Source organism: Streptomyces sp. NPDC101160 (assembly GCF_044768205.1).
GTDB lineage: Bacteria > Actinomycetota > Actinomycetes > Streptomycetales > Streptomycetaceae > Streptomyces.
On the sequence record NZ_JBIWPJ010000004.1, the window covers coordinates 600988 to 625447 of the forward strand.

The 24460-nt window shown below is 73.8% G+C and carries 20 protein-coding genes; 5 read left to right on the top strand and 15 right to left on the bottom strand.

Annotated features, from left to right (window positions below; all coding sequences use genetic code 11):
* Positions 1-78: 78 nt before the first annotated feature.
* Positions 79-1542: a zinc-dependent metalloprotease gene (locus ACIRSU_RS15745; RefSeq protein WP_403792328.1), complete on the top strand. Its 1464-nt coding sequence runs from the start codon at positions 79-81 to the stop codon at positions 1540-1542.
* Entirely contained in the window at positions 1539-2060 is a 522-nt protein-coding gene (locus tag ACIRSU_RS15750; RefSeq protein WP_403792329.1) for an NUDIX hydrolase, read from the top strand. Before ACIRSU_RS15745 ends, ACIRSU_RS15750 begins: the two co-directional genes overlap by 4 nt.
* Positions 2061-2125: 65 nt before the next feature.
* Here the strand turns inward: ACIRSU_RS15750 and ACIRSU_RS15755 are convergent, their stop codons facing one another.
* The 4 genes from ACIRSU_RS15755 to ACIRSU_RS15770 form a co-directional block, all read right to left on the bottom strand.
* The gene (locus ACIRSU_RS15755; protein ID WP_403792331.1) at positions 2126-2881 is read right to left on the bottom strand and encodes an AIM24 family protein; all 756 of its coding nucleotides are present in this window, start codon (positions 2879-2881) and stop codon (positions 2126-2128) included.
* A 17-nt stretch (positions 2882-2898) separates the two neighbouring features.
* Positions 2899-3579, bottom strand: a complete 681-nt coding sequence (locus ACIRSU_RS15760) for an AIM24 family protein (protein ID WP_403792333.1) — start codon at positions 3577-3579, stop codon at positions 2899-2901.
* Positions 3580-3590: 11 nt separating this feature from the next.
* On the bottom strand, positions 3591-5255 hold the full coding sequence (locus tag ACIRSU_RS15765) for a TerD family protein (RefSeq protein WP_403792335.1): 1665 nt from the start codon (positions 5253-5255) through the stop codon (positions 3591-3593).
* Between the two features lie 137 nt (positions 5256-5392).
* Positions 5393-5968 carry a M48 family metallopeptidase gene (locus ACIRSU_RS15770; protein WP_403792336.1) on the bottom strand — a complete coding sequence of 192 codons (576 nt, stop codon included), beginning with the start codon at positions 5966-5968 and terminating at the stop codon, positions 5393-5395.
* A gap of 165 nt (positions 5969-6133) precedes the next feature.
* On the opposite strand from ACIRSU_RS15770, the gene ACIRSU_RS15775 reads away from it, so the two are divergent.
* Positions 6134-7291 (top strand): TOMM precursor leader peptide-binding protein, encoded by a 1158-nt coding sequence (locus tag ACIRSU_RS15775; protein ID WP_403792338.1) that lies wholly within the window; start codon positions 6134-6136, stop codon positions 7289-7291.
* A gap of 56 nt (positions 7292-7347) precedes the next feature.
* The gene (locus ACIRSU_RS15780) at positions 7348-8700 is read left to right on the top strand and encodes an ABC1 kinase family protein (protein WP_403792340.1); all 1353 of its coding nucleotides are present in this window, start codon (positions 7348-7350) and stop codon (positions 8698-8700) included.
* Positions 8701-8712: 12 nt separating this feature from the next.
* On the opposite strand, the gene ACIRSU_RS15785 is transcribed toward ACIRSU_RS15780, so the two are convergent.
* The 5 genes from ACIRSU_RS15785 to ACIRSU_RS15805 all read right to left on the bottom strand — a co-directional run bounded on the left by ACIRSU_RS15785 (position 8713) and on the right by ACIRSU_RS15805 (position 12568).
* Entirely contained in the window at positions 8713-8895 is a 183-nt protein-coding gene (locus ACIRSU_RS15785; RefSeq protein ID WP_403792341.1) for a hypothetical protein, read from the bottom strand.
* A 98-nt stretch (positions 8896-8993) separates the two neighbouring features.
* Positions 8994-9317 carry a hypothetical protein gene (locus ACIRSU_RS15790; protein ID WP_403792343.1) on the bottom strand — a complete coding sequence of 108 codons (324 nt, stop codon included), beginning with the start codon at positions 9315-9317 and terminating at the stop codon, positions 8994-8996.
* On the bottom strand, positions 9314-9691 hold the full coding sequence (locus ACIRSU_RS15795) for a WhiB family transcriptional regulator (protein ID WP_403792345.1): 378 nt from the start codon (positions 9689-9691) through the stop codon (positions 9314-9316). Before ACIRSU_RS15795 ends, ACIRSU_RS15790 begins: the two co-directional genes overlap by 4 nt.
* A 174-nt stretch (positions 9692-9865) precedes the next feature.
* On the bottom strand, positions 9866-10213 hold the full coding sequence (locus ACIRSU_RS15800) for a hypothetical protein (RefSeq protein ID WP_403792347.1): 348 nt from the start codon (positions 10211-10213) through the stop codon (positions 9866-9868).
* Positions 10214-10384: 171 nt separating this feature from the next.
* Complete coding sequence (locus ACIRSU_RS15805; RefSeq protein WP_403792349.1) at positions 10385-12568, bottom strand: ATP-dependent DNA helicase UvrD2; 2184 nt, start codon at positions 12566-12568, stop codon at positions 10385-10387.
* Between the two features lie 170 nt (positions 12569-12738).
* Between ACIRSU_RS15805 and ACIRSU_RS15810 the strand changes: the two genes are divergently transcribed.
* The gene (locus ACIRSU_RS15810; protein ID WP_403792351.1) at positions 12739-12996 is read left to right on the top strand and encodes a mycoredoxin; all 258 of its coding nucleotides are present in this window, start codon (positions 12739-12741) and stop codon (positions 12994-12996) included.
* Between the two features lie 104 nt (positions 12997-13100).
* On the opposite strand, the gene nudC is transcribed toward ACIRSU_RS15810, so the two are convergent.
* From nudC to ACIRSU_RS15840, 6 genes are all read right to left on the bottom strand, one after another.
* Entirely contained in the window at positions 13101-14048 is a 948-nt protein-coding gene (nudC, locus tag ACIRSU_RS15815; protein WP_403792353.1) for an NAD(+) diphosphatase, read from the bottom strand.
* A gap of 44 nt (positions 14049-14092) precedes the next feature.
* A complete protein-coding gene (locus tag ACIRSU_RS15820; protein WP_403792355.1) occupies positions 14093-15505 on the bottom strand; it encodes a dipeptidase in 1413 nt (470 codons plus the stop codon).
* Between the two features lie 10 nt (positions 15506-15515).
* Positions 15516-18953, bottom strand: coding sequence for a UvrD-helicase domain-containing protein (locus ACIRSU_RS15825; RefSeq protein ID WP_403792357.1), 3438 nt, complete (start codon positions 18951-18953; stop codon positions 15516-15518).
* Positions 18954-19082: 129 nt separating this feature from the next.
* Positions 19083-19901, bottom strand: coding sequence for a hypothetical protein (locus tag ACIRSU_RS15830; protein ID WP_403792359.1), 819 nt, complete (start codon positions 19899-19901; stop codon positions 19083-19085).
* Between the two features lie 146 nt (positions 19902-20047).
* Positions 20048-20887 carry a hypothetical protein gene (locus ACIRSU_RS15835; RefSeq protein WP_403792361.1) on the bottom strand — a complete coding sequence of 280 codons (840 nt, stop codon included), beginning with the start codon at positions 20885-20887 and terminating at the stop codon, positions 20048-20050.
* A 122-nt stretch (positions 20888-21009) separates the two neighbouring features.
* Entirely contained in the window at positions 21010-24447 is a 3438-nt protein-coding gene (locus ACIRSU_RS15840) for an ATP-dependent helicase (RefSeq protein ID WP_403792588.1), read from the bottom strand.
* Positions 24448-24460 lie beyond the last annotated feature (13 nt).

The window sequence follows — 24460 nt, forward strand, 5'->3', positions numbered from 1 at the left end:
CGGCAGGCCACCGCCTACGCTGGTGGTGAGAGTCCGCCGTCGGCAGCAAGCCGGCGGCCCTACGAGCCGAGGAAACCTGTGAGCGACACCCCATTCGGATTCGGCCTTCCGCCGGAGGAGCCGGAGAACGGCGACGAGGGCAAGAAGAAGGACCCCGCCGGAGGTGGCCAGGGGTCCGGTGGCCAGGGCGGCAACCCGTTCGGTTTCGGCGGGCTGCCGGGCATGGGCGGAGCCGGCGGCGCGGACAATCCGTTCGCCGCGATGTTCGGTTCGATGAACCCCCAGGACCTTGGCGCGGCCTTCCAGCAGCTCGGCCAGATGCTCAGCTACGAGGGCGGGCCGGTCAACTGGGACATGGCCAAGCAGATCGCGCGCCAGGTGGTGGCGCAGGGCACGCCCGACGGCACCAAGGACGCGAGCGTCGGCCCCGCCGAGAAGGCGGCGGTCGAGGAGGCGGTGCGCCTGGCCGACCTGTGGCTGGACCAGGTGACCTCCCTGCCCTCGGGCGCGAACACCGCCGTGGCGTGGAGCCGCGCCGAGTGGGTCGAGGCGACCCTGCCGGCCTGGAAGCAGCTCGTGGACCCGGTCGCCGAGCGGGTCGGCTCGGCGATGGGCGAGGTGCTGCCGCAGGAGATGCAGGCCATGGCGGGCCCGCTGATCGGCATGATGCGCTCCATGGGCGGCGCCATGTTCGGCCAGCAGATCGGGCAGGCCGTGGGCGTGCTCGCGGGCGAGGTCGTCGGCTCGACGGACGTCGGCCTGCCGCTCGGCCCGGCCGGCAAGGCCGCGCTGCTGCCGCTGAACGTCCAGGCCTTCGGCAAGGACCTGAGCGTCCCGGCGGACGAGGTCCGGCTGTACCTGGCCCTGCGCGAGGCCGCCCACCAGCGTCTCTTCGCGCACGTGCCGTGGCTGCGCGCGCACCTGTTCGGCGCGGTCGAGGGCTACGCCCGGGGCATCAAGGTCGACACCTCCAAGCTCGAGGAGGCCGTGGGGCAGCTGGACCCGACGAACCCGGAGCAGCTGCAGGAGGCTCTCCAGCAGGGCATGTTCCAGCCCGAGGAGACCCCGGAGCAGAAGGCCGCCCTGGCCCGTCTGGAGACGGCGCTCGCGCTGGTCGAGGGCTGGGTTGACGCGGTCGTGCACGAGGCCGCGAAGGCCCGGCTGACCTCGGCGGACGCGCTGCGCGAGACGCTGCGCCGGCGCCGGGCGACCGGTGGCCCCGCGGAGCAGACCTTCGCCACCCTGATCGGCCTCCAGCTGCGTCCGCGCCGGCTGCGGGACGCCTCGCGCCTGTGGGCCTCGCTCACCGACGCGCGTGGCATGGACGGCCGCGACGCCCTGTGGGAGCACCCGGACATGCTGCCGACGGCGACGGACCTGGACGACCCGGACGGCTTCGTCCACCGCGAGCAGCTGGACTTCTCCGAGCTGGACAGGATGCTCGGCGAGGCGGCGGCCGGCGGCGGTTCCCAGGCCGACGGCGGGAACGCCGGCACGGACGAGGGCAAGAACGACGAGGGCAAGGACGACACCCAGAAGTGAGCCTGTACGACGACGCGGTCCTGGTGCTGAAGGAGTACGAGGACCAGCCGGAGTTTCGTGACGTCTATCTGGAGCACCTCGCGGCCCACCCCGACGGCATGTACAAGCCGTGCGGGGCCGGTCACCTCACCAGCAGCGCGCTGGTGATCGACCCCTCGCGGGGGCAGGTGCTCCTCACCCTGCACAAGAAGCTGAACATGTGGCTGCAGATGGGCGGCCACTGCGAGCCGGGCGACCCGACGGTCGAGGCGGCGGCGCTGCGCGAGGCGACGGAGGAGTCCGGCATCGCGGGTCTGACGCTGCTGCCGGGTGGCCCGGTGCGCCTCGACAGGCATCCGATCCCGGCGCCGTGCCACTGGCACCTGGACGTGCAGTACGCGGCGCTCGCCCCGGCCGGGGCGGCGGCGGAGATCAGCGACGAGTCGCTGGACCTGCGCTGGTTCGCGTACGACGAGGTGGCGGACGTGGCGGACACGTCGGTGGTGCGGCTCCTGGAGCGCACGCTGAAGCGCCTGTGACACACGGGTAAGGGGCGGTCGCCATGGGCGACCGCCCCTTACCCGTCACTCCGCGGCCCTCCGCGTCAGCTCCAGACGTTGCCCTGGTTCTGGGCGTGCGCTCCGTGCTGGCCCATGCCGAACTGGGCGGCGATGCCCTGGCCGATCACCGCGTTCTGAGGCGGAAGCAGCTCGCTGGGCTGGACGAGCGCGAAGCCGGTGCCCATGAAGCTGAGCTCCCAGCCCTCGCCCGTGTTGCCGCGCCGCCGCCACACGCCGGAGGAGTGCGTCTGTGCCTGCATCTGCACGCGCAGCCCGGTGGACCAGGCGACGATCGCGTCGGCGTCGCAGTTCACGTACCGGTCCGGTGTGACCCGCATGAGCAGCGGCGCGCCGGAGGTCATGAGAGCGACCTTGCCCTGGCCGGTGATGTTCAGCTGGTACTTCCCCGAGCCGGAGATGCCGTACAGGCTGTCGACCGCGATGACCTCGTGGTGCAGCGAGGAGTCCATGGCCAGCACGTAGCTGCTGTCCACGGTGAGCCCTTCCTGCTCCACGTCCATCACATGGACGTGCTGGGCGAGGTTGGCGAGGTAGACGGTGCCCTGCCCGTGGCAGCGCATGAGGTCCAGGCCCTCACCGGTGTGCGCGCGGGCGCGCGCCTGGCTGTTGCTGCGGTACTCGGCGTCGAACTCGACGAGCCCCTGGTAGGCGACCATCGTGCCCTTGCGGGCGAGCACGTCGTCGTGGCCCTGCAGGGTGACGCGCAGCATCTGCTTGTTCTGCAGACTCCAGCGTTCCTGGGTCTGCTGGTCGTTGAAGGCGAAAAGCGGGCTCTGCATGATCTCTGACTCCCCCTTCAGCCCCGGACGCGGAGACGGTCGGTGCTGTCCTCGCTCGGCTGGACGACGACGATGCCCTGGCCGGAGAAGGCCATCTGGAACGCCTCACCGCTGCCGCGGCCGATCAGCGACTGCGCCTTGAAACTGCGCTTGCCCTTCACCTTGAGGTTCGGGGACCAGGCGACGAGCGCGTCCGGGTCGACGTACGTCTCGTCCTCCCCGCCGCCGCAGTCGACGACGATCGGCTTGCCCCGGGAGGTCAGCGCGACCCAGCCCTGTCCGGAGATGGTGGTGTTCCACAGCCCCTGTCCGGCGAACTTCGCGAGGCCCTTCACCCGCTCGACGCCCCAGGTCAGATGGGCGTCGAAGGCGAGGAGGTTGGTGGCGTTGACGGAGATGCCGTCGCCGTTGAGCTGGATGACGACGACGTTCGCCCCGTAGTCGGCGAGGTAGAGCAGTCCGTCGCCCGAGCACTTCATCAGGGGCGCGCCCTCGCCGGTGATCCAGTCACGGGCGATCTGGCGCACGGCCGGCGGGTTGGGCTCGTACTGGACGAAGCCCTCGTAGGCGACCATCGACCCGACGCGCGCGAGGAGGTCGTGTCCCGTCTGGAGGGCGACCTTGAGCATGTGGTTGCCGTGGTTCTCCATGCGGGCGGTGACGGGTGCGGGGGCGTATCCCGCGATCGACTGGTTCATGACGGGCTCCCTCAGACCTCGTACGGCTGGACGACGATGAAGTTGCCGGGTGCGCCCCGGAACTGGAGGTTGACGCCTTCTCCGGTGTCGCCGGGGTAGGCGTTGCGGCGCATGCGCACCTGGCTGGAGACGACGACCTGGGAGGCCGCCGACCAGGCGACCACCGCGTTGGAGTCGGCGAACGTGGTCGGCGTGACGGGCAGGACCACGGGCACGCCGTGGGTCTTCACGACGACCGTGCCGACGCCCTGGAACTGCATGGTGAACAGGGCGCCGCCGGGGATGCCGTGTCCCTCGATGCGGCGGACCTCGTACTGCAACGACTCGTCGAAGGCGAGCACGTTCTCCGCGGACACGCAGATGGCGTCGCCCTGGAGCTCGACCGGGTGCAGGTGGGTGGCCTGCTCGGCGAGGAACACCTGGCCGTGGCCGGTGCAGCGCATCAGCTGCATCTCCTGGCCGGTGGCGCCGCCGACGATGCGTCCGGCGAAGCCGGCGCCCTTGTAGCTGAAGTCGACCTTGCCCTGGTAGAGCACCATGCTGCCCTGCTTGGCGAGCACGGGCTGGCCGCCGACGCCGAGGTCGACGCGGACGAGCTTGGCGTTCTGCGGCGTCCACCGCTGCCCGGTCGGCGTCTCCTTGAACGTCTGGAGCGCGGCCGCGACGCCGGGAGCCTGGGGTGATCCCTGAGGCATGCCGTAGGGCTGCTGGCCCGGGACCTGCCCGTACGGCGCGGGTTGCCCGTACTGCGGCGGCTGGCCGTACGGGGCCGGGCCGGGCCGGCCGTACTGCGGGGGCTGCGGCTGCTGCCCGTACTGCGGGGGTGCCGGCGGCTGCTGTCCGTACGGGGCGGGCGGCGGGGTCGGCGCGTGCGGGGCGGGAGCGGGCGGGGCCGGCGGCGCGGGGGCGGGCGGCGGGGTCGGCGCGTGCGGGGCCGGGGGCGTCAGGGGCCCGACCATGGTCGGCGCGGCGTGCACCGGCACCCCGGCGGGCGGGGTGCCGAACGCCGGGGCGGGGGCCGGAGCGGGCGCGGGAACGGGGGCCGGGGGTGCGGCAGGGGCGGCGAACGCGGGCGGCGCGGCGGCCTGGGCGGGCGGGGCGAAGCCGGGGGCGGCGGCCGGAGGCTGCTGCTGCGGGGCCTGCTCCTCCTCGACGACCTCGCCGCCGAAGTTCTTCAGGAGCGCTTCGAGGCCGCCGTCGAAGCCCTGGCCGACGGCGGCGAAACGCCACACGTCCTTCAGGTAGAAGTCGCCGAGCATGACCGCGCGTTCGGTGGAGAACTCCGCACCCGTGAAGGCGTAGCGGGCGACCTCCTCGCCGCCCGCGACGATCCGGATCCAGCCGGGGCCGATCTGCGACATCTGCCCGGCGCCGTCGATGGTCGCGGTGAACGACAGCTTGTGGATGTGCGCCGGAACGCGGTCCAGGGTGACGCGGAAGGACTCGGTGTCACCGGCCTGCGCGCCGAGCAGCTGGATGGACTCCTCGGGCGACTTCGGCTGGTTGAAGAAGACGAAGTAGCGGTCGTCGGAGAGCCGCTCGTCGGCGTCGAGGCCGAAGCAGCTGATGTCGAAGGTCAGGCCGGGCGCCGCGATCTGCACGCCCACGTACAGATCGGTCCCCGCCGTGAGATCGCTGATCTTGGCCTTGTGGCCGCGTTGGAATTCCCTGGCCATGTGTGACGACCGTCCCCCATCCCGAATGTACGAGTGCGTCGCGCCAGGCTAACGGCTGGTCGTGACAACGGGGCAGGCGCGTACCCGATCGGTACGAAACCGGCACCGGACCGACTCGCGGGCCGGCCCGGCGGGTGTCACTCCTCGCGCGCGTGCGGCAGCTGCGGGAGGCGGGCGGCGGCGGCCACGCCCTCCAGGTAGCCGCGGGCCCGCTCGGTGCGCGGGTACGCCTCCAGGAGCCGCCAGAACCGCGGCCCGTGACCGGGCACCAGGAGGTGGGCGAGCTCGTGGCACAGGACGTAGTCGACGACGTACTCGGGCATGCCCTGGAGCCGGTGGGAGAGCCGGATGCTGCCCTCGGCCGGAGTGCAGGAGCCCCAGCGGGTGTTCTGATTGGTCACCCAGCGCACGGAGGCGGGGCGGGCCCGGCCGCCGAAGTACTGCTCCGACAGGCGCGCGGCGCGCTCGGTCAGCTCCTGGTCGCCGAGGACGCGCCTGCTCTCCTGGGCCGCCAGCTTGTCCAGCATGACGGTGACCCAGCGCCGCTCCTCCGCCTCGGACATCCGGGCCGGGATGAGCACGACGGTCCGGTCGCCCTCGCGGTAGGCGGAGACCGTCCTGCTGCGGCGGGAACTTCTGCGCACCTCGACCGCGCTCGTCCCCGAGCCGCGGGGCGGTCTGCTGGTCACGCTGGGCTTCGGGTCGGCCGGCACGGCCCCGACGTTACCCGCTGCGCGCGGCGGAAGTCCCGCACCCCCGCATTCGGATGATGAACGCCAGTGCCTGTGGACAACTCTCCGCACCGCCGGCGCGGCCGGGGCAACCTGATCGCGGGAACGACGAACGGAGATCGTTCACGTGGTTCACGGGGGTGGGTCGTGCATCCGATGGTGAAGCCGGCGCTGCGGCGCGCCTGGCGGAATCTGCAGTACGTGCAGTTCGGGGTGACGCCCGCGCACGCGGTGGTCCTCGGGCCGGTGGACCCGACGACGGGCAGTCTGATCGGGCTCTTCGACGGGACGCGCGGAATGGAGCTCCTCGCGGCGGAGGCGAAGCGGCTCGGACTGCGAGAGGGGCATCTGGAGGAGTTGCTCGGGCGGCTCGCGGCCGCCGGGTTGATCGCCGACGCGTCGGTACTGCCACCGGGCGGCGGCCCACCGGACGCGGCGCCCGGGCGGGCGGACCCGGAACTCGACGCGGTGCGGGCGGACCTGGCCTCGCTGTCGGTGGTACACCCGGCGCCGGACGGTGCGGCGCGGGCGCTGGCGGCACGCCGGGCCCAGCGGGTGCAGGTGCGGGGCGCGGGGCGGGTGGGCGCGGCCGTTGCGGCGCTGCTGTCGGCGGCGGGCGTGGGCCGGGTGGAGGTCCTGGACTCCGGCACGGTCGCGCCGTGGGAGGTCTCGCCGGGCGGGCTGCCGGCCGAGGCGGTCGGCGAGCGCCGGGCAGCGGCGGCGCGGCGACTGGTGGGCCGGTCGCGGCCGGGCGGGCGGTCGCCGAGGAGCCCGGACGGCGGCGAGGAGCCGGGGCTCTCGCTCGTGGTGGTGACGCCCCGGGACGGGCTGGGCGCCTATGTGCCGGACCCGCTGCCGGCGGAGAGCTGGCTCGCCACGGGCACTCCGCACCTCTACGCGGGGGTGCTCGAAGCGACCGGTGTGGTGGGGCCGTTGGTGCTGCCGGGCGGGACGGCCTGTGCGGGCTGCATACAGCGGGAACAGGCCGACCGCGAGCCCGTCTGGCCGCGGCTTCCGGCCCAGTGGCGCTCGGGCGCGCCGCATCCGCTGCCCGCCTGCGACGTGTCGCTCGCGACGGCGGTCGCTGGGCTCGCGGCGGCGCACGCCCTGGCGTTCCTGGACGGCGATCTGCCGTCGAGCACCGGGGCCCGGTGGGAGGTTTCGCTGCCGCTGCTCGAGTGGCGCTCGGCGCCGGTCCGGCCGCACCCGGCGTGTCCGTGCGGGGCGCGGCTCGCCGCGCGGGGGGAGCATGCCTCGGCGGCCGTGCCGTGCCGGAAGGGCAGGCAGGACACAATGGCGGGGTAACGAGCTTGTGCGGCACGGAATCTGGGACTTCACGGCACACGGGACTTGGAGGGCGCATGTCTGATCTTCCCCGGAAGGCGGTCACCCGGACCGCCAAGCTGGCCGCGTTGCCGCTGGGCTTCGCCGGGCGCGCGACCTGGGGCCTGGGGAAGCGGATCGGCGGGAAGTCCGCGGAGATAGTGGCGCGGGAGCTTCAGCAGCGGACGGCCGATCAGTTGTTCCGGACGCTGGGCGAGTTGAAGGGCGGGGCCATGAAACTGGGTCAGGCCCTGTCCGTCTTCGAGTCGGCCCTGCCCGAGGACATCGCCGGCCCCTATCGGGCCGCGCTGACCAAGCTGCAGGAGGCGGCGCCGCCGCTGCCGGTGGCCACGGTGCACGGGGTGCTCGCGGAGCGGCTCGGCGAGGGGTGGCGGGAGCTGTTCCTGGACTTCGAGGACAAGCCCGCGGCGGCGGCCTCGATCGGCCAGGTGCACCGGGCGGTGTGGCACGACGGCCGCGAGGTCGCGGTGAAGGTGCAGTACCCGGGGGCCGGGGCGGCGCTGCTCTCGGATCTGACGCAGCTGAGCCGTTTCGCGCGGCTGCTCGGCCCGCTGATCCCCGGCATGGACCTCAAGCCGCTGATCACGGAGTTGCGGGACCGGGTCGCGGAGGAGCTGGACTACGGCCTGGAGGCCGAGGCGCAGCGCCGGCACGCGGAGGAGTTCGCGGGCGACCCGGACGTGGTGGTGCCGGCGGTGGTGCACCAGTCGGAGCAGGTCCTGGTGACAGAGTGGCTGGACGGGGTGCCGCTGTCGGAGATCATCGCGGACGGCACGCCGGAGCAGCGCGACCGGGCCGGGCAGCTGCTCGCCCGGTTCCTCTTCTCGGGTCCCGCGCGCACCGGGCTGTTGCACGCCGATCCGCATCCGGGGAACTTCCGGCTGCTGCCCGGCCCCGAGGACGGCGAGGGTGCGGGCTCGTGGCGGCTGGGCGTACTGGACTTCGGCACGGTGGACCGGCTGCCGGGCGGGCTGCCGGAGACGATCGGCAGCTGTCTGCGGCTGACGCTGGCCGGCGAGGCGGAGACCGTGTACGAGCTGCTGTGCGCGGAGGGCTTCGTGAAGAAGTCGATCGCGCTGGACCCGGACGCGGTCCTGGAGTACCTGCTGCCGATCATCGAGCCGGCCGAGGTGGACGCGTTCGGTTTCACCCGCGGCTGGATGCGCGCCCAGGCGGCCCGGATCGCCGATCCGCGCTCGCCCGCCCACCAGTTGGGCAGGCAGTTGAACCTGCCGCCCTCGTATCTGCTGATACACCGTGTGACGTTGAGCACGATCGGGGTGCTGTGCCAGCTGGGCGCGACCGTACGGCTGCGGGACGAGCTGGCGCGGTGGCTGCCCGGGTTCACGGAACCGCCGGAGGCGTCCTGAGGGGGCGCCCGGTCACCACCAGGAGGAGTCGAGGCGGCCCTCGATGGCCCTGATGTTGGCGCGGGCGCACTCCTCGCAGAAGTAGCGGCGGCTGCCGTTCTCCACCGAACAGGTCCAGGTGACGGGGAGTTCCCGGGCGGTCTTGCCGCAGCGGGCGCAGACGTAGCGGGGCTCGGGGGCGGGGTCGTCGTTCACCTTGGTGACGATAACCCGGCGGGCAGCCGCGACCGGTGCAACGCACCGCGGGGGCCGGTCCGTTCGGACCGGCCCCCGCGGATCGGTGGCTGCCTGGCTCAGTGCATGACGGCCATGGCGAGCGCGCGGCGGGCGCGCAGCGACACGCGCTCGGCGCGCCGCTGCATCCGTCGGGCGGCGACCAGGCGCAGGGCCTGGCGTTCCGCGTCGACTTCCCGCAGGCGCTCATGCATATGGGCACGGGCCAGGGCTTCTGGGATGAGTTGCATTTCACGGGTCCTGTTCTGACGCGAGCGCATCGCGCCGTTCATCGAAAGTTCTGGGGTCGCGGAGCCGACCGGCTCGGGGGCGGACGAGGTCATCGGGGCCTGCTTCTGGGGATCGTGCGTGAGGGGACGGTCGATGGTTCCGAGGGCGTTCATGCCGCGACCGGGTTCTTGCGCGGGCGGCCGCGGGGCCGCTTGCGGGCCACGACCACGCCCTGGACGAAGAGCTCGCCACCCCAGACGCCCCAGGGCTCGCGACGCTCGATGGCGCCGGCGAGGCAGGCCTCCATGAGCGGACAGGTCTTGCAGAGCGACTTGGCGTACTCGACGTCGGCCGGGGACTCGGCGAAGAAGACCTCGGGGTCGTACGAGCGGCAGGGGACCGGTACGCCGAGGTTCTCGATGGCGTCGTCGAGCGCGGTGAGCGCGGTGAGGGGGGCGAGGGGGGTCAAGGCGGAGTCCTCCGTGAGGCCGGGCGGGGGGATCGTTTCGGAAGGCGGTACGGACGGGGCGTGCGCTTCGAGTTGCACGGGTTTTCTTCCTCGTCTTGTCGTTCCGGCCTGTTGGGCCGGGGTTTCTGCTGGTACCGGTCGCTGCTGGTCCCGAGGCCCCTTCGCTCCGTCAGCCCCGTTCGGGGACAAACAGAAGGGCCGCGGATCCCGGGTGGGGTTCCGCGGCCCTGAAGGCGCCGGCCTGATCGTCGATCAGGCTGGATCACTCCAGGGTTCGAGCCCACGGAAGGCCCACATCGTGTGGTGCTGCGTCGTCTGCTGCTGGATACCGGCACCGGTCGCGATGGCCGCAAAGCCATAGGCCGTGGCCTGGGCCTTGCCCACTACTCCTGCTTCCAGTGCCTTGGTCGGTCGCTCGTTGCGCTCCGGGCGATCCATCAGCAGACCGGACATGCCAAGAGGCAGTCCGGCGCCGGACAGACCGGTGCCACGGAGGCTGGAGGACGCGAAGGCGGAGAGGCCGAGCGAGCATGCGGAGGCGACGACCGAGAGATCGGTCATTTTGGCGGTGCTGGTCTTGATGTTCTTGATGCTGATCACTGGAATCGCCTCCCTTCGGCGTCTCGGAGGGCTCGGGGTGAGCCGGACCCTCATGTTCGATTGGACAAGTACAGCACGAAGACAGGGCTTCCAAGAAGCCGCTGTTTCCGTGGTTAAGAACCTATGGGGCTTGACGGGGCGGGCGCAAACTATTTTTCCGACGAGTTTTCCTCAGACCTCGTCGTCGCTTCCGCCAGGCTCCTCACCTGCGCAGATGGCGAGAACATCGGTGCCGAAGCGGTCCAGCTTGCGGGCGCCCACGCCGGAGATCGCCGCGAGCTCGCCGCCGGAGCCCGGCAGCTGCTCGGCGATCGCCATGAGCGTCTTGTCGGTGAACACGCAATAGGCGGGCTGGCCGAGCGCCCGGGCCTGCTCCGCGCGCCACTCCCGCAGCCGCTCGTACAGCCCCTCGTCCATGTCCGAGGGGCAGTCCTCGCAGCGCATCAGCTTCATCTCGCCGGCCTCGGTGAGCGTGGCGCCGCAGACCCGGCAGAGCACCGGTCCGCGCCGCTTGCGCCGCGTGGAGCCCCCGCCGATGCCCCGTTCGACGCCTCCGCCGCCGCCCGCTCCGGCCGCACCGAGGGAGCCGGAGCCGGGCCGCAGGCCCTTGAGGAAGCGGGTGGGGCGCCGGGAGGCGCGGCCGCCCGGGGAGCGGGACAGCGCCCATGACAGCGAGAGGTGGACCCGGGCGCGGGTGACGCCCACGTAGAGCAGCCGGCGTTCCTCCTCGATCTGCTCGTCGGTCTTGGCGTAGGTGATCGGCATCATGCCCTCGGTGAGGCCGACCAGGAACACGGCGTCCCACTCCAGGCCCTTGGCGGCGTGCAGCGAGGCGAGCGTGACGCCCTGGACGGTGGGGGCGTGCTGGGCGGCGGCCCGCTCGTCGAGTTCGGCGACCAGGTCGGAGAGGGTCGCGCCGGGCTTGGCCCGGGCGAAGTCCTCGGCGAGCCGGACCAGGGCGGCCAGCGACTCCCAGCGGTCCCGGGCGGCACCGGAGCCGGCGGGCGGCTCGCTGGTCCAGCCCTTGGTGGAGAGCACGGCCCGCACCTGGGCGGGCAGGTCCTCGGCGTTGTCGAGCAGCGTGTCGTTCCCGCCGGCGCGTGCGGCGCCGCGCAGGGCGACACCCGCCTCGCGCACCTCCTGGCGCTCGAAGAAGCGCTCGGCGCCGCGCAGCTGGTAGGGCACGCCGGCGTCGGCGAGCGCCTGCTCGTAGACCTCCGACTGGGCGTTGACCCGGTAGAGCACGGCGATCTCGCCGGCCGGGACGCCGGCGGCGACGAGGTCGCGGATCCGGCGGGCGGTGCCCTCGGCCTCGGCGGGCTCGTCCGCGTACTCGGTGTGGACCGGCTCGGGGCCGGGGTCGCGCTGGGAGACCAGCTCCAGGCGGTGCTCGGCGGCCCGGCCCCTGGCCTGGCCGAGCAGCCCGTTGGCCAGGTGCACGACCTGTGGGGTGGAGCGGTAGTCGCGGATCAGCTTGACCACGGTCGCGTGCGGGTGGCGGGTGCGGAAGTTCAGCAGGTGCTCGGGGGTGGCGCCGGTGAAGGAATAGATCGTCTGGCTCGCGTCGCCGACCACGCAGAGGTTGTCCCGGTCGCCGAGCCACAGGTCGAGCAGCCGCTGCTGGAGCGGCGAGACGTCCTGGTACTCGTCGACCACGAAGTGCTGGTACTGGCGGCGGATCTGGTCGGCGATGTCGTGCCGCTCCTGGAGGATGCCGACGGTGAGCAGCAGCACGTCCTCGAAGTCGATCACGTCGCGGTCGCGCTTCAGCTGCTCGTACATCGCGTAGATCTGCCCGATCTCCGCGGGGTCGCGCGGGGCGTCGCGCAGCGACTTGGCGACGGCGGCCGGATAGTCGGCGGGGACGGTCTGGGTGACCTTGGCCCACTCGATCTCGCTCGTGACGTCCCGCAGCTCGTTGCGGTCGAGCCGGACGCGGCAGCGCGCGGCGGCCTCGGCGACCAGCTGGACCTTCCGCTCCAGGAGCCGGGGCAGCTGGCCACCGACTGCTTTCGGCCAGAAGTACTGCAGCTGGCGGAGGGCGGCCGAGTGGAACGTGCGGGCCTGCACCCCGCCCGCGCCGAGCTGCCGCAGCCGGCCGCGCATCTCGCCGGCGGCGCGGTTGGTGAAGGTGACGGCAAGCACACTGGAGGGCGCGAGTACGCCCGCCCGCACCCCGTAGGCGATGCGGTGGGTGATGGCCCGCGTCTTGCCCGTACCGGCTCCGGCAAGGACGCACACCGGGCCGCTCAGGGCCAGGGCGACCTCGCGCTGCTCCGGGTCGAGCCCGTCGAGCACCGCGTCGGCCGAGTCCGGGACCTGCGGGAAGAGAGTGGAGTGCGTTGCTGCTGTCACCCCGCCATGCTGCCAGGTCGGGCGGGGTCGGTGCGGCGCGTTGTCCACAGGCGTGAGGCAGTAGTCATACGAATCCGGGGTATCCGCGTTCCGGGAATGGCCGGGTGACGGCGTACGTTCTTCCTCTCGGCACCGACCCCGAGCAACCCCTACACGAGGAGCGCCAGGCCATGCAGGGCACTGTGACGATGTACAGCACGACGTGGTGCGGCTACTGCCGCCGGCTGAAGAGCCAGCTGGACCGGGAGGGCATCGCGTACACCGAGATCAACATCGAGCAGGACCCGGAGTCGGCGAAGTTCGTCGAGAGCGTCAACAACGGCAACCAGCTCGTCCCGACCGTGGTCGTGGTCCCGGCGTCCGGCGCCGAGCAGGTCGCCATGCCGAACCCGAGCCTGGCCCAGGTCAAGCAGGCCCTGGCCGTCTGACCGCCGGCACCCACGGCGGCCGCCTGGCCGAAAACAGCCCCCTCCCGAGGTCTCGGGAGGGGGCTGTTCCGGTTCCGCTTGAGGAGCCGCGGCCGTCGACGGCGTCAGGCCGCGTCGCCGGGCTTCGGCAGCGGCTTGCCGTACCAGAGCTCGATCAGCCGCGAGGCGATCGAGATCCCGTACGGCGGCAGCACCTCGCCCGACTCGAAGCCCGCGGCCAGGTCCTCGCGGGAGAACCAGCGGGCCTCGTGGATCTCCTCGCCGTCCACGTTGATCTCCGAGGAGGTCGCCCGGGCCATGAAGCCCAGCATCAGGCTGGACGGGAACGGCCACGGCTGGCTCGCCACGTACTCGACCTCGCCGACCGTGACGCCCGCCTCCTCGAAGACCTCGCGCGCCACGGACTGCTCGATGGACTCGCCCGGCTCGACGAAGCCCGCGAGCGTCGAGAAGCGGCCCTCCGGCCAGTGCACCTGGCGGCCGAGCAGCGCCCGGTCCTGGTCGTCGGTGACCAGCATGATCACCGCCGGGTCGGTGCGCGGGTAGTGCTCGGCGCCGCACACCGGGCAGCGCCGGACGTGCCCGGCGGCCGCGACCACCGTGCGCTCGCCGCAGCGCGAACAGAAGCGGTGCAGCCGCTGCCAGTTCTCCAGGGCCACCGCGTGCGTCATCAGACCGGCGTCCCGCGCCGAGAGCAGCAGCCCCGCCTCGCGCAGCCCGGCCGGCCGCGCCGACTGGTCCATGCGCCCCGGCAGGCTGTCCTTCTGCAGCGCGAAGTAGGAGACGCCGTCCTCGTCCGTGCCCAGGAAGTAGCGGTGCGTCTCGGTCAGCGGGGCCTCGAAGGCCGGGGTCATGACCAGCTCGGTCCGGCCGTCGGGCGTGTCGTCGATCAGCGCCTGGCCGCCCGAGACCACGAAGACCCGGGTCGTCGGGTGGCTCCAGGCGGCGGCGAGCCACGCCTCGTCGAGGCGGTGGTGCGCGGCCCGGTCGATCCCGCTCGGGGCCGTGAGCGAGATCGGGCGGTCCGCGAACGTGTTGTTCAAGGTGCTCACAGGTGCTTCCAGCTCCCCCGGATCGGTGTCAGTGCAGACGAAGTTCAGCGGACGGCGGCGGGCAGGTCGCCCCACAGGTGGGCGGTCGTCTCGACGCCCTTCATGAGGAGATCGAGCTCGATCTTCTCGTTGGGGGCGTGCCAGCCGTCGGACGGGACCGAGATGCCCAGGAACAGTACCGGCGTGCCGAGCACCTCCTGGAGGTCGGCGGCCGGCCCCGAGCCGCCCTCACGGGTGTAGCGGACCTTGGCGCCGTCGAAGGCGCGGCTCATCGCGCCGGCCACGGCCTTGAGGGCCGGGTGGTCGAGCGGGGTGAGGCACGGCCGGGTCGGGGCGCCGAAGACGATCTCGTACCGGATGCCCGCCGGCACCAGGCCGGCCAGCCACTCCCGTACGGCCGTCTCGATGCGCGCCGGGTCCTGGCCGGCGACGAGCCGGAACGACAGCTTCAGATGGGCGGAGGCGGGGACGATCGTCTTGCCGCCGGGGCCCTGGTAGCCGCCGCCGATGCCGTTGACCTCGGCCGTCGGGCGGGCCCAGACGCGCTCCAGGGTGGAGTAGCCGGCCTCGCCGAGGGTGCCGTGCGACTTGGCCGTGGACAGCCAGCCGGCCTCGTCGAAGGGCAGCTCCGCGACGAGCGCCCGCTCGGCCTCGGACAGCTCGGTGACGCCCTCGTAGAAGCCGGGGATCGCCACCCGCTCGTCGGCGTCGTGCAGCGCGGCGACGATCCGGCCGGCGACGGTCGCCGGGTTCGGCACGGCGCCGCCGAAGGAACCGGAGTGGATGTCCTGGTCCGGCCCGAACAGGTCGATCTCGCAGTCCGCGACCCCGCGCATGCCGGTGCACACGGTCGGCGTGGTCTCCGACCACATGCCGGTGTCGGAGACGATCACCAGATCGGCGGCGAGCCGGTCCGCGTGCTTCTCCACCAGGGCGCGGAAGTGCGGCGAACCCGACTCCTCCTCACCCTCCACGAGCAGCTTGAGGTTGACGGCGGGCGCGGTGCGGCCGGTCGCGGCGAGGTGCGCGCGCACACCGAGCGTGTGGAAGAAGACCTGGCCCTTGTCGTCGGCCGCGCCCCGCGCGTACAACCGGCCGTCGACCAGCGTCGGCTCGAACGGCTCCGTGTGCCAGCCGTCCTCGCGGGCGGCAGGCTGCACGTCGTGGTGCCCGTAGACCAGGACCGTCGGCGCGTCCGGCTCGCCGGACGGCCAGTCGGCGAAGACGGCCGGAGCGCCGTCCGTCTCCCACACCTCGACCGTCGCGAAGCCGGTGTCCGCCAGCTTGGCGGCGAGCCACTCGGCGCTGCGCCGCACGTCCCCGGCCCGCTCGGGCTGCGCCGACACGGACGGGATCCGCAGCCACTCGGCGAGGTCGTCGAGGAAGGCGGCGCGGTGCTGCTCGATGTACGCGCGCACGGCAGCGGTGTGGACGGCGTTGTCCGGGGTCTCGCTCATGCCCACGAGCCTATCCGGCGCCGGAAGGCGCCCCGTCGTCGGCCGGGGCGTTCCCGCGCAGGAGCGCCTCGAGCTCCGCCCGGCCGGGCAGCCGCCGCGGCCGTACGACCTCTCCGGTCCGTACGTACACGAACGCGGCGGCCACCTCCTCCGGGTCCAGACCGTGCTGCTCGGCCCAGGCGAGGCGGTAGATCGCCAGCTGGAGCGGGTCGGCGTTGCGCAGATGGCTGGTCTTCCAGTCGACGATCTCGTACGCGCCGGTGTCCGCGTCCCGGTAGACGGCGTCGATCCTGCCCCGGACCACGCGGCCCGCGAGCGAGAGGTGGACGGGTATCTCGACCTTGTACGGGGTGCGGCGGGCGTACGGCGTGCGGTCGAAGGCCTCCTTCAGCGCCTCCAGGTCCCGCTCGTCGAGGATCTCCGGCTCACCGGCGAACTCCTCGCCGCCGGGCAGCTCGTCCGGGCCCAGCATCGGCAGCGGAAGCTCGTCGAACCGCGACTCCACCCAGGCGTGGAACCGCGTGCCGCGCCGGGCCGCGGGCTGCGGCGGTTTCGGCATCGGCCGCGCCAGCTCCTTGGCGAAGCCGTCGGGGTCGGCGGCGAGCCGCAGCACCTGGGAGGCGGACAGGTACGCGGGCAGCAGGACGTCACGGGTGGTGGCGCGGGAGCGGTGGAGCTCGGCGGTGAGGGAGGTGAGGTCGCGGTCCCAGGAGGCGATCGTTCGGGCGTCTTCGGGAGTGAGGTCCGCGCGGGGCGCGGGGATCCCCGCGTGCGCGGGGGGCACGTCCCACTCGGCGTCGTACGGAGGCTCTTCCAGGTCCTCCGGGAGCCAGAGGTCGTCGGGGTCGGGGTCCTGGGGAACGGGCGCCGTGCTCGTGGGTGTGTGCCCACCCGTTCCTCCCCCTGGCTTCGCCGGGGGGACCGCCGGCGGAACGTATGCCCACAAACGCCGCAGAACCGCGTCTGCTGCCTCTCGTCTTCTGTCGAGGGACTCCTTGTCCAAGGGCAGCGGCCAGGCCTGGTCTCTCGTCTCCGCCGCCAGGAGCGGGTTCTCCTCGCCCTCGTCCGGCTGGTCCGCCCAGGCCTCGATCTCGCCGTGGCCGGCGGCGCAGTGGTCGTAGAGGGCCTGGAGGAAGTCCGAGGGGCCGCGGGGCTTCTTCTGGGAGGGGCCCCACCAGTGGGCGGAGCCCAGGAGGAGGGAGCGGGGGCGGGTGAAGGTCACGTAACCGAGGCGGAGCTCCTCGGTGTGCTGGTGGGCGCGGAGGTCCTCCTTGAAGGACTTCATGGCGGCCGGGGTCCAGGCGTCGAGCGCGGGCAGGGTCGCCGCGTCGCCGCGCAGGGCGTGCGGGAGGACCTGGGGCTGGGCGGTCCAGGACTCGCGGGCGCGGGTGGACGGGAACTGGCCGGTGACCAGGCCGGGCACCGCGACGACGTCCCACTCCAGGCCCTTGGACTTGTGGGCGGTCATCACCTTGACGGTGTCCTCGCCGCCGGGGAGCGCGTTGTCCAGGCCCTTCTCGTACTGCGCGGCCGTGCGCAGGAAGCCGAGGAAGGCGAGCAGGGTGGCCTCGCCGTCGAGGGAGGCGAAGCCGGCGGCGATGTCGAGGAAGTTGCCGAGGGTCTCGCGGCGGCGGGCGGCCAGGGCGTGCGGGGAGGCCGACAGCTCGACCTCCAGGCCGGTGGCGGCGAGGACCCGGTGCAGCACGTCCATCAGCGGGTCGGCGAGCGAGGTGCGCAGCGAGCGCAGCTCGGCGGCGAGGCGGGCGAAGCGGACCCGGGCCTCGGCGGAGAACGGCAGGCCGTCGTCCTCGCCGCCGCCCGAGTCGAGGAAGGTGTCGAGCGCGTCGGCGAGGGAGACCACCTCGGCCGGGTCGACGCCCTCGACGGCGGCGGCGAGCCGCTGGTCGGCGTCGGCGGCCTCCTCGCCCGGCCGGTGCACCAGGAGCCGGGCGCGGCGGCCCAGGAGGGCGAGGTCGCGGGGGCCGATGCGCCAGCGGGGGCCGGTGAGGAGTCGGACGAGGGAGGCGTTGGCCCCCGGGTCCTGGAGGACCTCGCAGACGGCGACGAGGTCGGCGATCTCCGGCAGGTGGAGCAGGCCGGAGAGGCCGACGACCTCGACGGGGACGTCGCGGGCGACGAGGGCGGCCTGGATCGCGGGGAAGTCGGTGGCGGTGCGGCACAGGACGGCGATCTCGCCGGGCGGGGTGCCGGTGCGGACCAGGTGGGCGAGGGAGTTGGCGAGCCAGTCGAGCTCCTCGGCGTGGGTGGGCAGGAGGGCGATCCGCACGCTGCCGTCGCGCTCGGCGCCGGGCGCGGGCCGCAGCGCCTCGACGCCCTCGTGCATGGCGCGCAGCGGGGCGGCGAGGCCGTTGGCGAGGTCGAGGAGGCGGCCGCCGCTGCGGCGGTTCTCGGAGAGCGCGAAGCGGGTGGCGGGGCGGCCGTCCTCGTACGGGAAGTGCTCGGGGAAGTCGTCGAGGTTGGCCACGGAGGCGCCGCGCCAGCCGTAGATGGCCTGACAGGGGTCGCCGACGGCGGTGACGGCGTGCCCGGTGCCCTGGCCGAAGAGGCCGGAGAGCAGCAGCCGCTGGGCGACGGAGGTGTCCTGGTACTCGTCGAGGAGCACGACCCGGAACTCGTCGCGGAGGATCGCGCCGACCTCGGGGCGGGTGGTGGCGAGCTCGGCGGAGAGCGCGATCTGGTCGCCGAAGTCGAGCAGGTCGCGGGAGCGTTTGGCGGCGCGGTAGCGCACGACGAGGTCGAGCAGCTCCCGGCGCGCGGCGCCGGCCTCGGGGAGTTTGCGCAGGTCGGCGTTGGTGAGCTTGGCGCCGGCGAGGTCGGCGAGCAGCTCCGTGTCGTACGCGAGGAGGCGCTCGGGCCGTACGAGGTGCTCGGCCAGCTCGGCGTCGAGGGCGAGGAGGTCGCCGACGAGGGTCGGGAAGGAGCGGGTGAGCGCCGGGTACGGGCCGGGGGCCTCGCGCAGGACGCGGGCGGCGAGCTGGTAGCGAGTGGCGTCGGCGAGGAGGCGGGAGGTGGGCTCCAGGCCGATACGCAGGCCGTGGTCGGTGAGGAGCTGTCCGGCGAAGGCGTGGTACGTGGAGATGCGCGGCTCGCCCGGCGGGTCGTCCGGGTGCGCCGGATCGGACGCCGGGCCGGGGGCCGGGTCCGGGTCGGTGACGCCGGCGCGGACGAGGGCGGTACGCACGCGCTCGGCGAGCTCGCCGGCGGCCTTGTTGGTGAAGGTCAGGCCGAGGACCTGCTCGGGGGCGACCTGGCCCGTGCCGACCAGCCAGACCACCCGGGCGGCCATCACCGTCGTCTTGCCGGAACCGGCTCCGGCCACGATGACCTGCGGCGCGGGCGGCGCGGTGATGCAGGCCGTCTGCTCCGGGGTGAACGGGATGCCGAGCAGCTCCTTGAGCTGCTCGGGGTCGGTGATGCGTGCGGTCACTCGAAAAAGGCTAACGGGCCGCACTGACAGTCCCGCCCCGGCAGACGTCGGTCGGCCCCGGCCGGGGTCAGGCCGGTCAGGCCGGGGGCAGGCCGGGGTCAGACCGGGGTCAGACCCCGTCAGGCCGGGTCAGACCGGGGTGCTGCTGCCCTGCTCCAGCTTGGAGAGGTCGACGGTCTGGTCGGCGGGCGGGACGACGACCTTCACGGGCTTGTCGTAGTCGGAGAGGACCACGACGCCGGGCTCGGGGCCGCCCCGCTTGACCATCCTGAGGATGTACGGCTTGCCGCGCTCCGACACGGACACGGTGGTGGTCTGGACCGCGGTGCCTTCGGCCTTCCGCTTCACGAGCGTGGCGACCGGGGTGCCCTTGACCCGGGCGTCCGGGCCGCGGGTCAGTCCGGTGCGCTCGGCCTTGTTGCGGCCGAGGTCGGCGAGGAGGGCCTTGAGGTCGCAGACGCCGCTCAGGTTCTCGGTGCCGGGCTGCCCCTGCGGGATCTTCAGCCAGCGGCCCTTGAGCAGCTCGATCGTGGCCTCGATCTGCGGTTCGGGCATCCCCTGGGAGGTCAGGGAGGCGCGCCAGAACGCCTCGTCGCCCTTCATGTACGTGACGGTGCCGGTCTGCCGCAGTTCGGCGGCGCCGCCCTGGAGCCTGACCACGCCGGCGCACTGGTGGTGGTCGTTCACGGAGAAGTCGACGTCCAGCGGCTGACCGCCGGAGACGACCCGGCCGGCGAGGCGGAGCGAGGTCGCCGACTGGGTGGCGGTGACCGCCTTGTCGGCGATCTGGTCGGCGGTGAGGCCCTTGAAGGGGTCGGGCGGCGGGGCCTGGGCGGCGGCGGCCAGGGCGGCGGGCCCGGCGCCCGCGACCAGGGCGGCGCAGAGGGTGGTGGTGACGGCGGCGGCGCGGAGCCTGGGCAGCCTCGGCAGCTTGGTGTGGGACGCCATGCGAGCCTCCTCGCGGTTCTCCCGGACCCCGGACGTGTCCCCGATCTTCCAGCGTGCCGGAGCGGACGCACCCGCGCGACCGCTCGGCCGGCTCGACCGCTCGGCCCGCCCCACCGCTCGGGCCGCCCGGCGGGAGGCGGTCGGCCTCAGAAGCCGGCGTCGAGCCGCTGCAGGTCGACGATGTCGTGCTCGGCGGGCCGGCCCGCCACGACCGACTTGCCGTGGTCGCTGAAGGTGTAGGTGGTGGTGGCCGGGGTCGCGGTGGCCGGCGTGGTGTCGTCGGTCCGGACGGACCTGAGGAGGTACGGCACGCCTTCCTTCGCCACGTACAGCGTGAGCCTGCGGTTCTTGAGGACGATGGCCTTCCGGCCGTTCACGCTGGCGTCGTCGACCCGGGTCAGCCCGGTGCGCGCGGAGCGGTCCTGGTCGACGCGGTCGCGCAGGGTGTCCAGGTCGCAGACGGTGCCGAGGTCGAGGTCCCGGGTGAGGTCGGCGTCGGCGACCTTCAGCCAGCGGCCCGGGAGGCTGAGGTAGCCGACCATGGCCTCGGTCTCCGCCGGGTCGGCCCCGTGCTTGCCGGCCGCGACGGCGGCCCGCCAGAAGGGCTCCTCGGCCCGTAGGAACAGGGCGCCGTCCGCCGCGATCAGGTCGGCGGTGGTGCCCTGCCGGTCCATCGTGCCGGCGCAGGCGCCGCGCTCGTCGGCGGCGACGTCGATCCGGAGCCCGTCCTGGAGGTCTTCGTCGGGGCCGCCGGTCACGTGCAGGCCGATGGCCTCCTTGGTGACCTGGACGGCCTGCTCGGCGATCGCGTCGGCGTCCGCGCCGGTGCGCGGGTCGGGGGCGGCGGCCGGGGCGTGGTGGCCCGGCGCCCCGGTGGCGGCGCCGGCGGCGCAGCCGGTCACACCGACGGCGGCGGTGGCGGCGGTGGCGCAGACCAGTGCCGTGATCCAGGGTTTCCGGCCGGCGGCCATGCGTACTGCGGCCATGCGCACTCCCGTACTCCTCGCAGGCTTTGTTTACAGAAGGGTTAAGTCATATGCGACAGGAGGTGTACGAGGAAAGGGCGCGCGTCACTTCGGGCGCCGGTGCGGGGCGTCGGCCGGCACGTCTAGTCCACGATGTGGCGGCCCTCCGGGCGGGCGCTGCAGGAGGCGCGGAAGGCGCAGGTGGTGCAGTGCTGGCCCGTGGTCGGGGTGAAGCGCTCGTCGAGGACGCGGCCGGCGGCGGTGGCGAGGAGGTCGCCGACCCACTCGCCGGACAGCGGCTCCTGGGCCTGGACCTTCGGGAGCGCGTCGCCGCCCTCCTTCTTGGGTGCGGCCTGGCGGAGGTGGACGAGTTCGGCGCCGCCGGGTTCGGGGGTGCGGCCGCCGAAGACCTCGTCGACGGCGCCCTCGCGGACGGCGAGCTGGTAGACGGCGAGCTGCGGGTGGTGGGCGACCTCGTCCTTGGTGGGCGCGGACTTGCCGGTCTTGAAGTCGACGACGTAGGCGCGGCCGTGCTCGTCGGCCTCGACGCGGTCCATGGAACCGCGGATGCGGACCTGGTACGCGCCGGCCTCGAGGGTCACGTCGAAGTCGTGCTCGGTCGCGGCGGGCGTGCGGCCCGCGCCCCGGTTCAGGACGTGCCAGTGGAGGAAGCGCTCCAGGGCGATCCGGGCGTTCTCCTTCTCCTGCGCGGACTTCCAGGGCGCGTCGAAGGCGAGCGCGTCCCAGACGGAGTCCAGGCGGGCCATGAGGACGTCGAGGTCGGCGGGGGTACGGCCGGAGGCGACCTCGTCGGCGAGGACGTGGACGACGTTGCCGAAGCCCTGGGCGGCGGTGGCCGGGGCGTCCGCCTTGACCTCGCGGCCCAGGAACCACTGGAGCGCGCAGGTGTTGGCCAGCTGGTCGAGCGCGGAGCCGGACAGCGCGACCGGGTGGTCGCGGTCGCGCAGCGGGGCCTCGCTGCGGGTCGGCTCGGCGAGTCCCCACCAGCGGTCCGGGTGGGCCGCGGGGACGAGCGGGTTGCCGTCCTCGTCCGCGAGCGCGGCGAGGGCCGCGAGCCGTTCGGCGGCGGCGGCGCGCAGCTCCGGCGAGGCGTCGGGGTCGACGGTGGTCGCGCGCAGTTCGGCGACGAGCGCGGAGACGGCGAGGGGGCGGCGGGGGCGGCCCGTGACCTCCTTCGGCTCGACGCCGAGTTCGGTGAGGAAGCGGGAGGGCTGGTCGCCGTCCTCGGCGGGCGCCTTGACGGCGGTGACGACGAGACGCTCGCGGGCGCGGGTGGCCGCCACGTAGAACAGCCGGCGCTCCTCGGCGAGCAGCGCGCCGGGCGTCAGCGGCTCGGCCAGCCCGTCCCGCCCGATCCGGTCGGCCTCCAGGAGCGAGCCGCGGCGCCGCAGGTCGGGCCAGACGCCCTCCTGCACGCCCGCCACGACGACCAGGTCCCATTCCAGGCCCTTGGCCCGGTGCGCCGTCATCAGGCGTACGGCGTCGGGGCGGGTGTGGCGGCGGGTGAGCGTGTCGGCGGCGATGTCCTGCGCGTCGAGCTCCTCCAGGAAGTTGAGCGCGCCTCGGCCGCCGACCCGGTCCTCGGCGCGGGCGGCCGTCTCGAACAGGGCGCACACCGCGTCGAGGTCCCGGTCGGCGTTCCGGCCCGCCGGGCCGCCGCGCAGCGAGGCCCGTTCGAGCCGCCCGGGCCAGGGCGTGCCGTCCCACAGCAGCCACAACGCCTCCTCGGCGGTGCCGCCCCCGGCCAGCCGGTGCCGCGCGGCCCGCAACAGCTCGCCCAGCCGCCGCGCCCCGCGCGCGTACGCCTGATCATGCGCCACCAACCGCTCCGGCTCGGCCAGCGCCCGCGCGAGCAGCACGTCCGACGGCGCGGGCACCTTGTTCCCCCCGGCCCGCTCCTCGTCCCGCAGCGCCCTCCCGAGCCGCCGCAGATCGGCGGGATCCATCCCGGCGAGGGGCGAGGCGAGCAACGCGACGGCGGTCTCGGTGTCGAGCCAGACGGGCGCGGAGGCGTCGGGGCCGGGGGCGTCGGGGGCGGGGGCGTCAGGGGCGGGGGCGTCGGGGGCGGCCGGGGCGGCGTCTTCAGTGGCGGGTGCGTCCGGCGCGTCCGGCGCCTCGGGCGCTTCCGGTGCCTCGGGTGCGTCCGGCGCCTCGGGTGCGTCCGGCGCCTCGGGTGCGTCGGCGTCAGCGGCGTCCGGTGCCTCGGGTGCGTCGGCGTCAGCGGCGTCCGGCGCCTCGGGCACATCAGGCGCGTCGGCGTCAGCGGCGTTCGGCCCCGCGCCGCCCGCCACCGCCCTCAGCGCGAGCAGCAGGGCCGCTACCGCGGGCTCGTGGCGCAGGGGGATGTCCGCCGCGTCCGTCTCCACCGGGACGCCGGCCGAGGTCAGGGCGCGGCGGAGGACGGGGAGGGGGGTGGCGGAGCGGGTGAGGACGGCCATGGTGTGCCAGGGGAGGCCGTCTTCGAGGTGGGCGCGGCGGAGGAGGTCGGCGATGTTGTCGGTCTCGGTGGAGGGCGTCGGGTACGTGTAGACCTCGGCGTGGCCGCCCTCGCGGACCGGGGCGAGCGCGCGGTGGGCGCGGACGCGGTCGGCGGGGAGGCGGGGCAGGGGCATGCGCGCGGCGAGGAGGCGGGTGGCGGCGAGCAGCTCCGCGCCGGAGCGGCGGGAGGTGCCGAGGACGCGTACGCCGCCCCCGAAGGTGGCGGGGAAGTCGAGGATGCCGTTGACGTCGGCGCCGCGGAACGCGTAGATCGACTGGTCGGGATCGCCGAAGGCCACCACCGACCCCGCGGTCAGCCCGCGCAGCAGCCGGACCTGGGCCGGGTCGGTGTCCTGGTACTCGTCGACGAAGATCGCGTCGTACGCGGGCAGCGTCCCCGGCGCCGCGGACTCGGTCAGCCGCACGGCCCGCTGCACCAGCTCGGTGTAGTCGACGACGCCCTGCAGGTCCATGACGTCCAGGTACTCGGCGAGGAAGCCGGCCGCGGCCCGCCAGTCGGGCCGGCCGACCCGGCGGGCGAAGGCGTCGAGGGCGCCGGGCCCGAGGCCCAGCTCGCGGGAGCGGGCGATGACGGCGCGGACCTCGTCGGCGAAGCCCCGGGTGGTCAGGCAGGCACGCAGCTCGTCGGGCCAGCGGACCCTGCCGAGCCCGGCCTTCTCCAGGTCGATCTGCCCGGCGAGCAGCTCGCGCACGGCCAGGTCCTGCTCGGGGCCGGAGAGCAGCCGCAGCGGTTCGGCGAAGAGGTCGGCGTCCTGGTGGGCGCGGACGAGGGCGTAGCAGTACGAGTGGAAGGTGGTGGCCTGCGGCGGGCGCCGGCCGCCGAGCCGGGCCGCCATCCGGTCGCGGAGCTCCACGGCGGCCTTGCGGCTGAAGGTCAGGACGAGCAGCCGCTCCGGGTCCGCGCCCCGCTCCAAGCGCGCCGCGACCGCCTCGACCAGCGTCGCCGTCTTCCCGGTGCCGGGTCCGGCGAGGACCAGAAGCGGTCCTTCCGCGTGCTCAACCACCGCCCGCTGGGCTGCGTCAAGCACAGGGGGCCGGGCCGGCGCCGGGACGGCCCGCACCAGCCGGTACGCA

What these genes read in the sequence shown, in the direction of transcription:
- ACIRSU_RS15790 (WP_403792343.1), bottom strand. Translation starts at nt 9,317, where the DNA reads ATGAACGCCCTCGGAACCATCGACCGTCCCCTCACGCACGATCCCCAG.
- ACIRSU_RS15765 (WP_403792335.1), bottom strand. Translation starts at nt 5,255, where the DNA reads ATGGCCAGGGAATTCCAACGCGGCCACAAGGCCAAGATCAGCGATCTC.
- ACIRSU_RS15755 (WP_403792331.1), bottom strand. Translation starts at nt 2,881, where the DNA reads ATGCAGAGCCCGCTTTTCGCCTTCAACGACCAGCAGACCCAGGAACGC.
- ACIRSU_RS15820 (WP_403792355.1), bottom strand. Translation starts at nt 15,505, where the DNA reads ATGAGCGAGACCCCGGACAACGCCGTCCACACCGCTGCCGTGCGCGCG.
- ACIRSU_RS15830 (WP_403792359.1), bottom strand. Translation starts at nt 19,901, where the DNA reads ATGGCGTCCCACACCAAGCTGCCGAGGCTGCCCAGGCTCCGCGCCGCC.
- ACIRSU_RS15810 (WP_403792351.1), top strand. Translation starts at nt 12,739, where the DNA reads ATGCAGGGCACTGTGACGATGTACAGCACGACGTGGTGCGGCTACTGC.
- ACIRSU_RS15760 (WP_403792333.1), bottom strand. Translation starts at nt 3,579, where the DNA reads ATGAACCAGTCGATCGCGGGATACGCCCCCGCACCCGTCACCGCCCGC.
- ACIRSU_RS15835 (WP_403792361.1), bottom strand. Translation starts at nt 20,887, where the DNA reads ATGGCCGCAGTACGCATGGCCGCCGGCCGGAAACCCTGGATCACGGCA.
- ACIRSU_RS15780 (WP_403792340.1), top strand. Translation starts at nt 7,348, where the DNA reads ATGTCTGATCTTCCCCGGAAGGCGGTCACCCGGACCGCCAAGCTGGCC.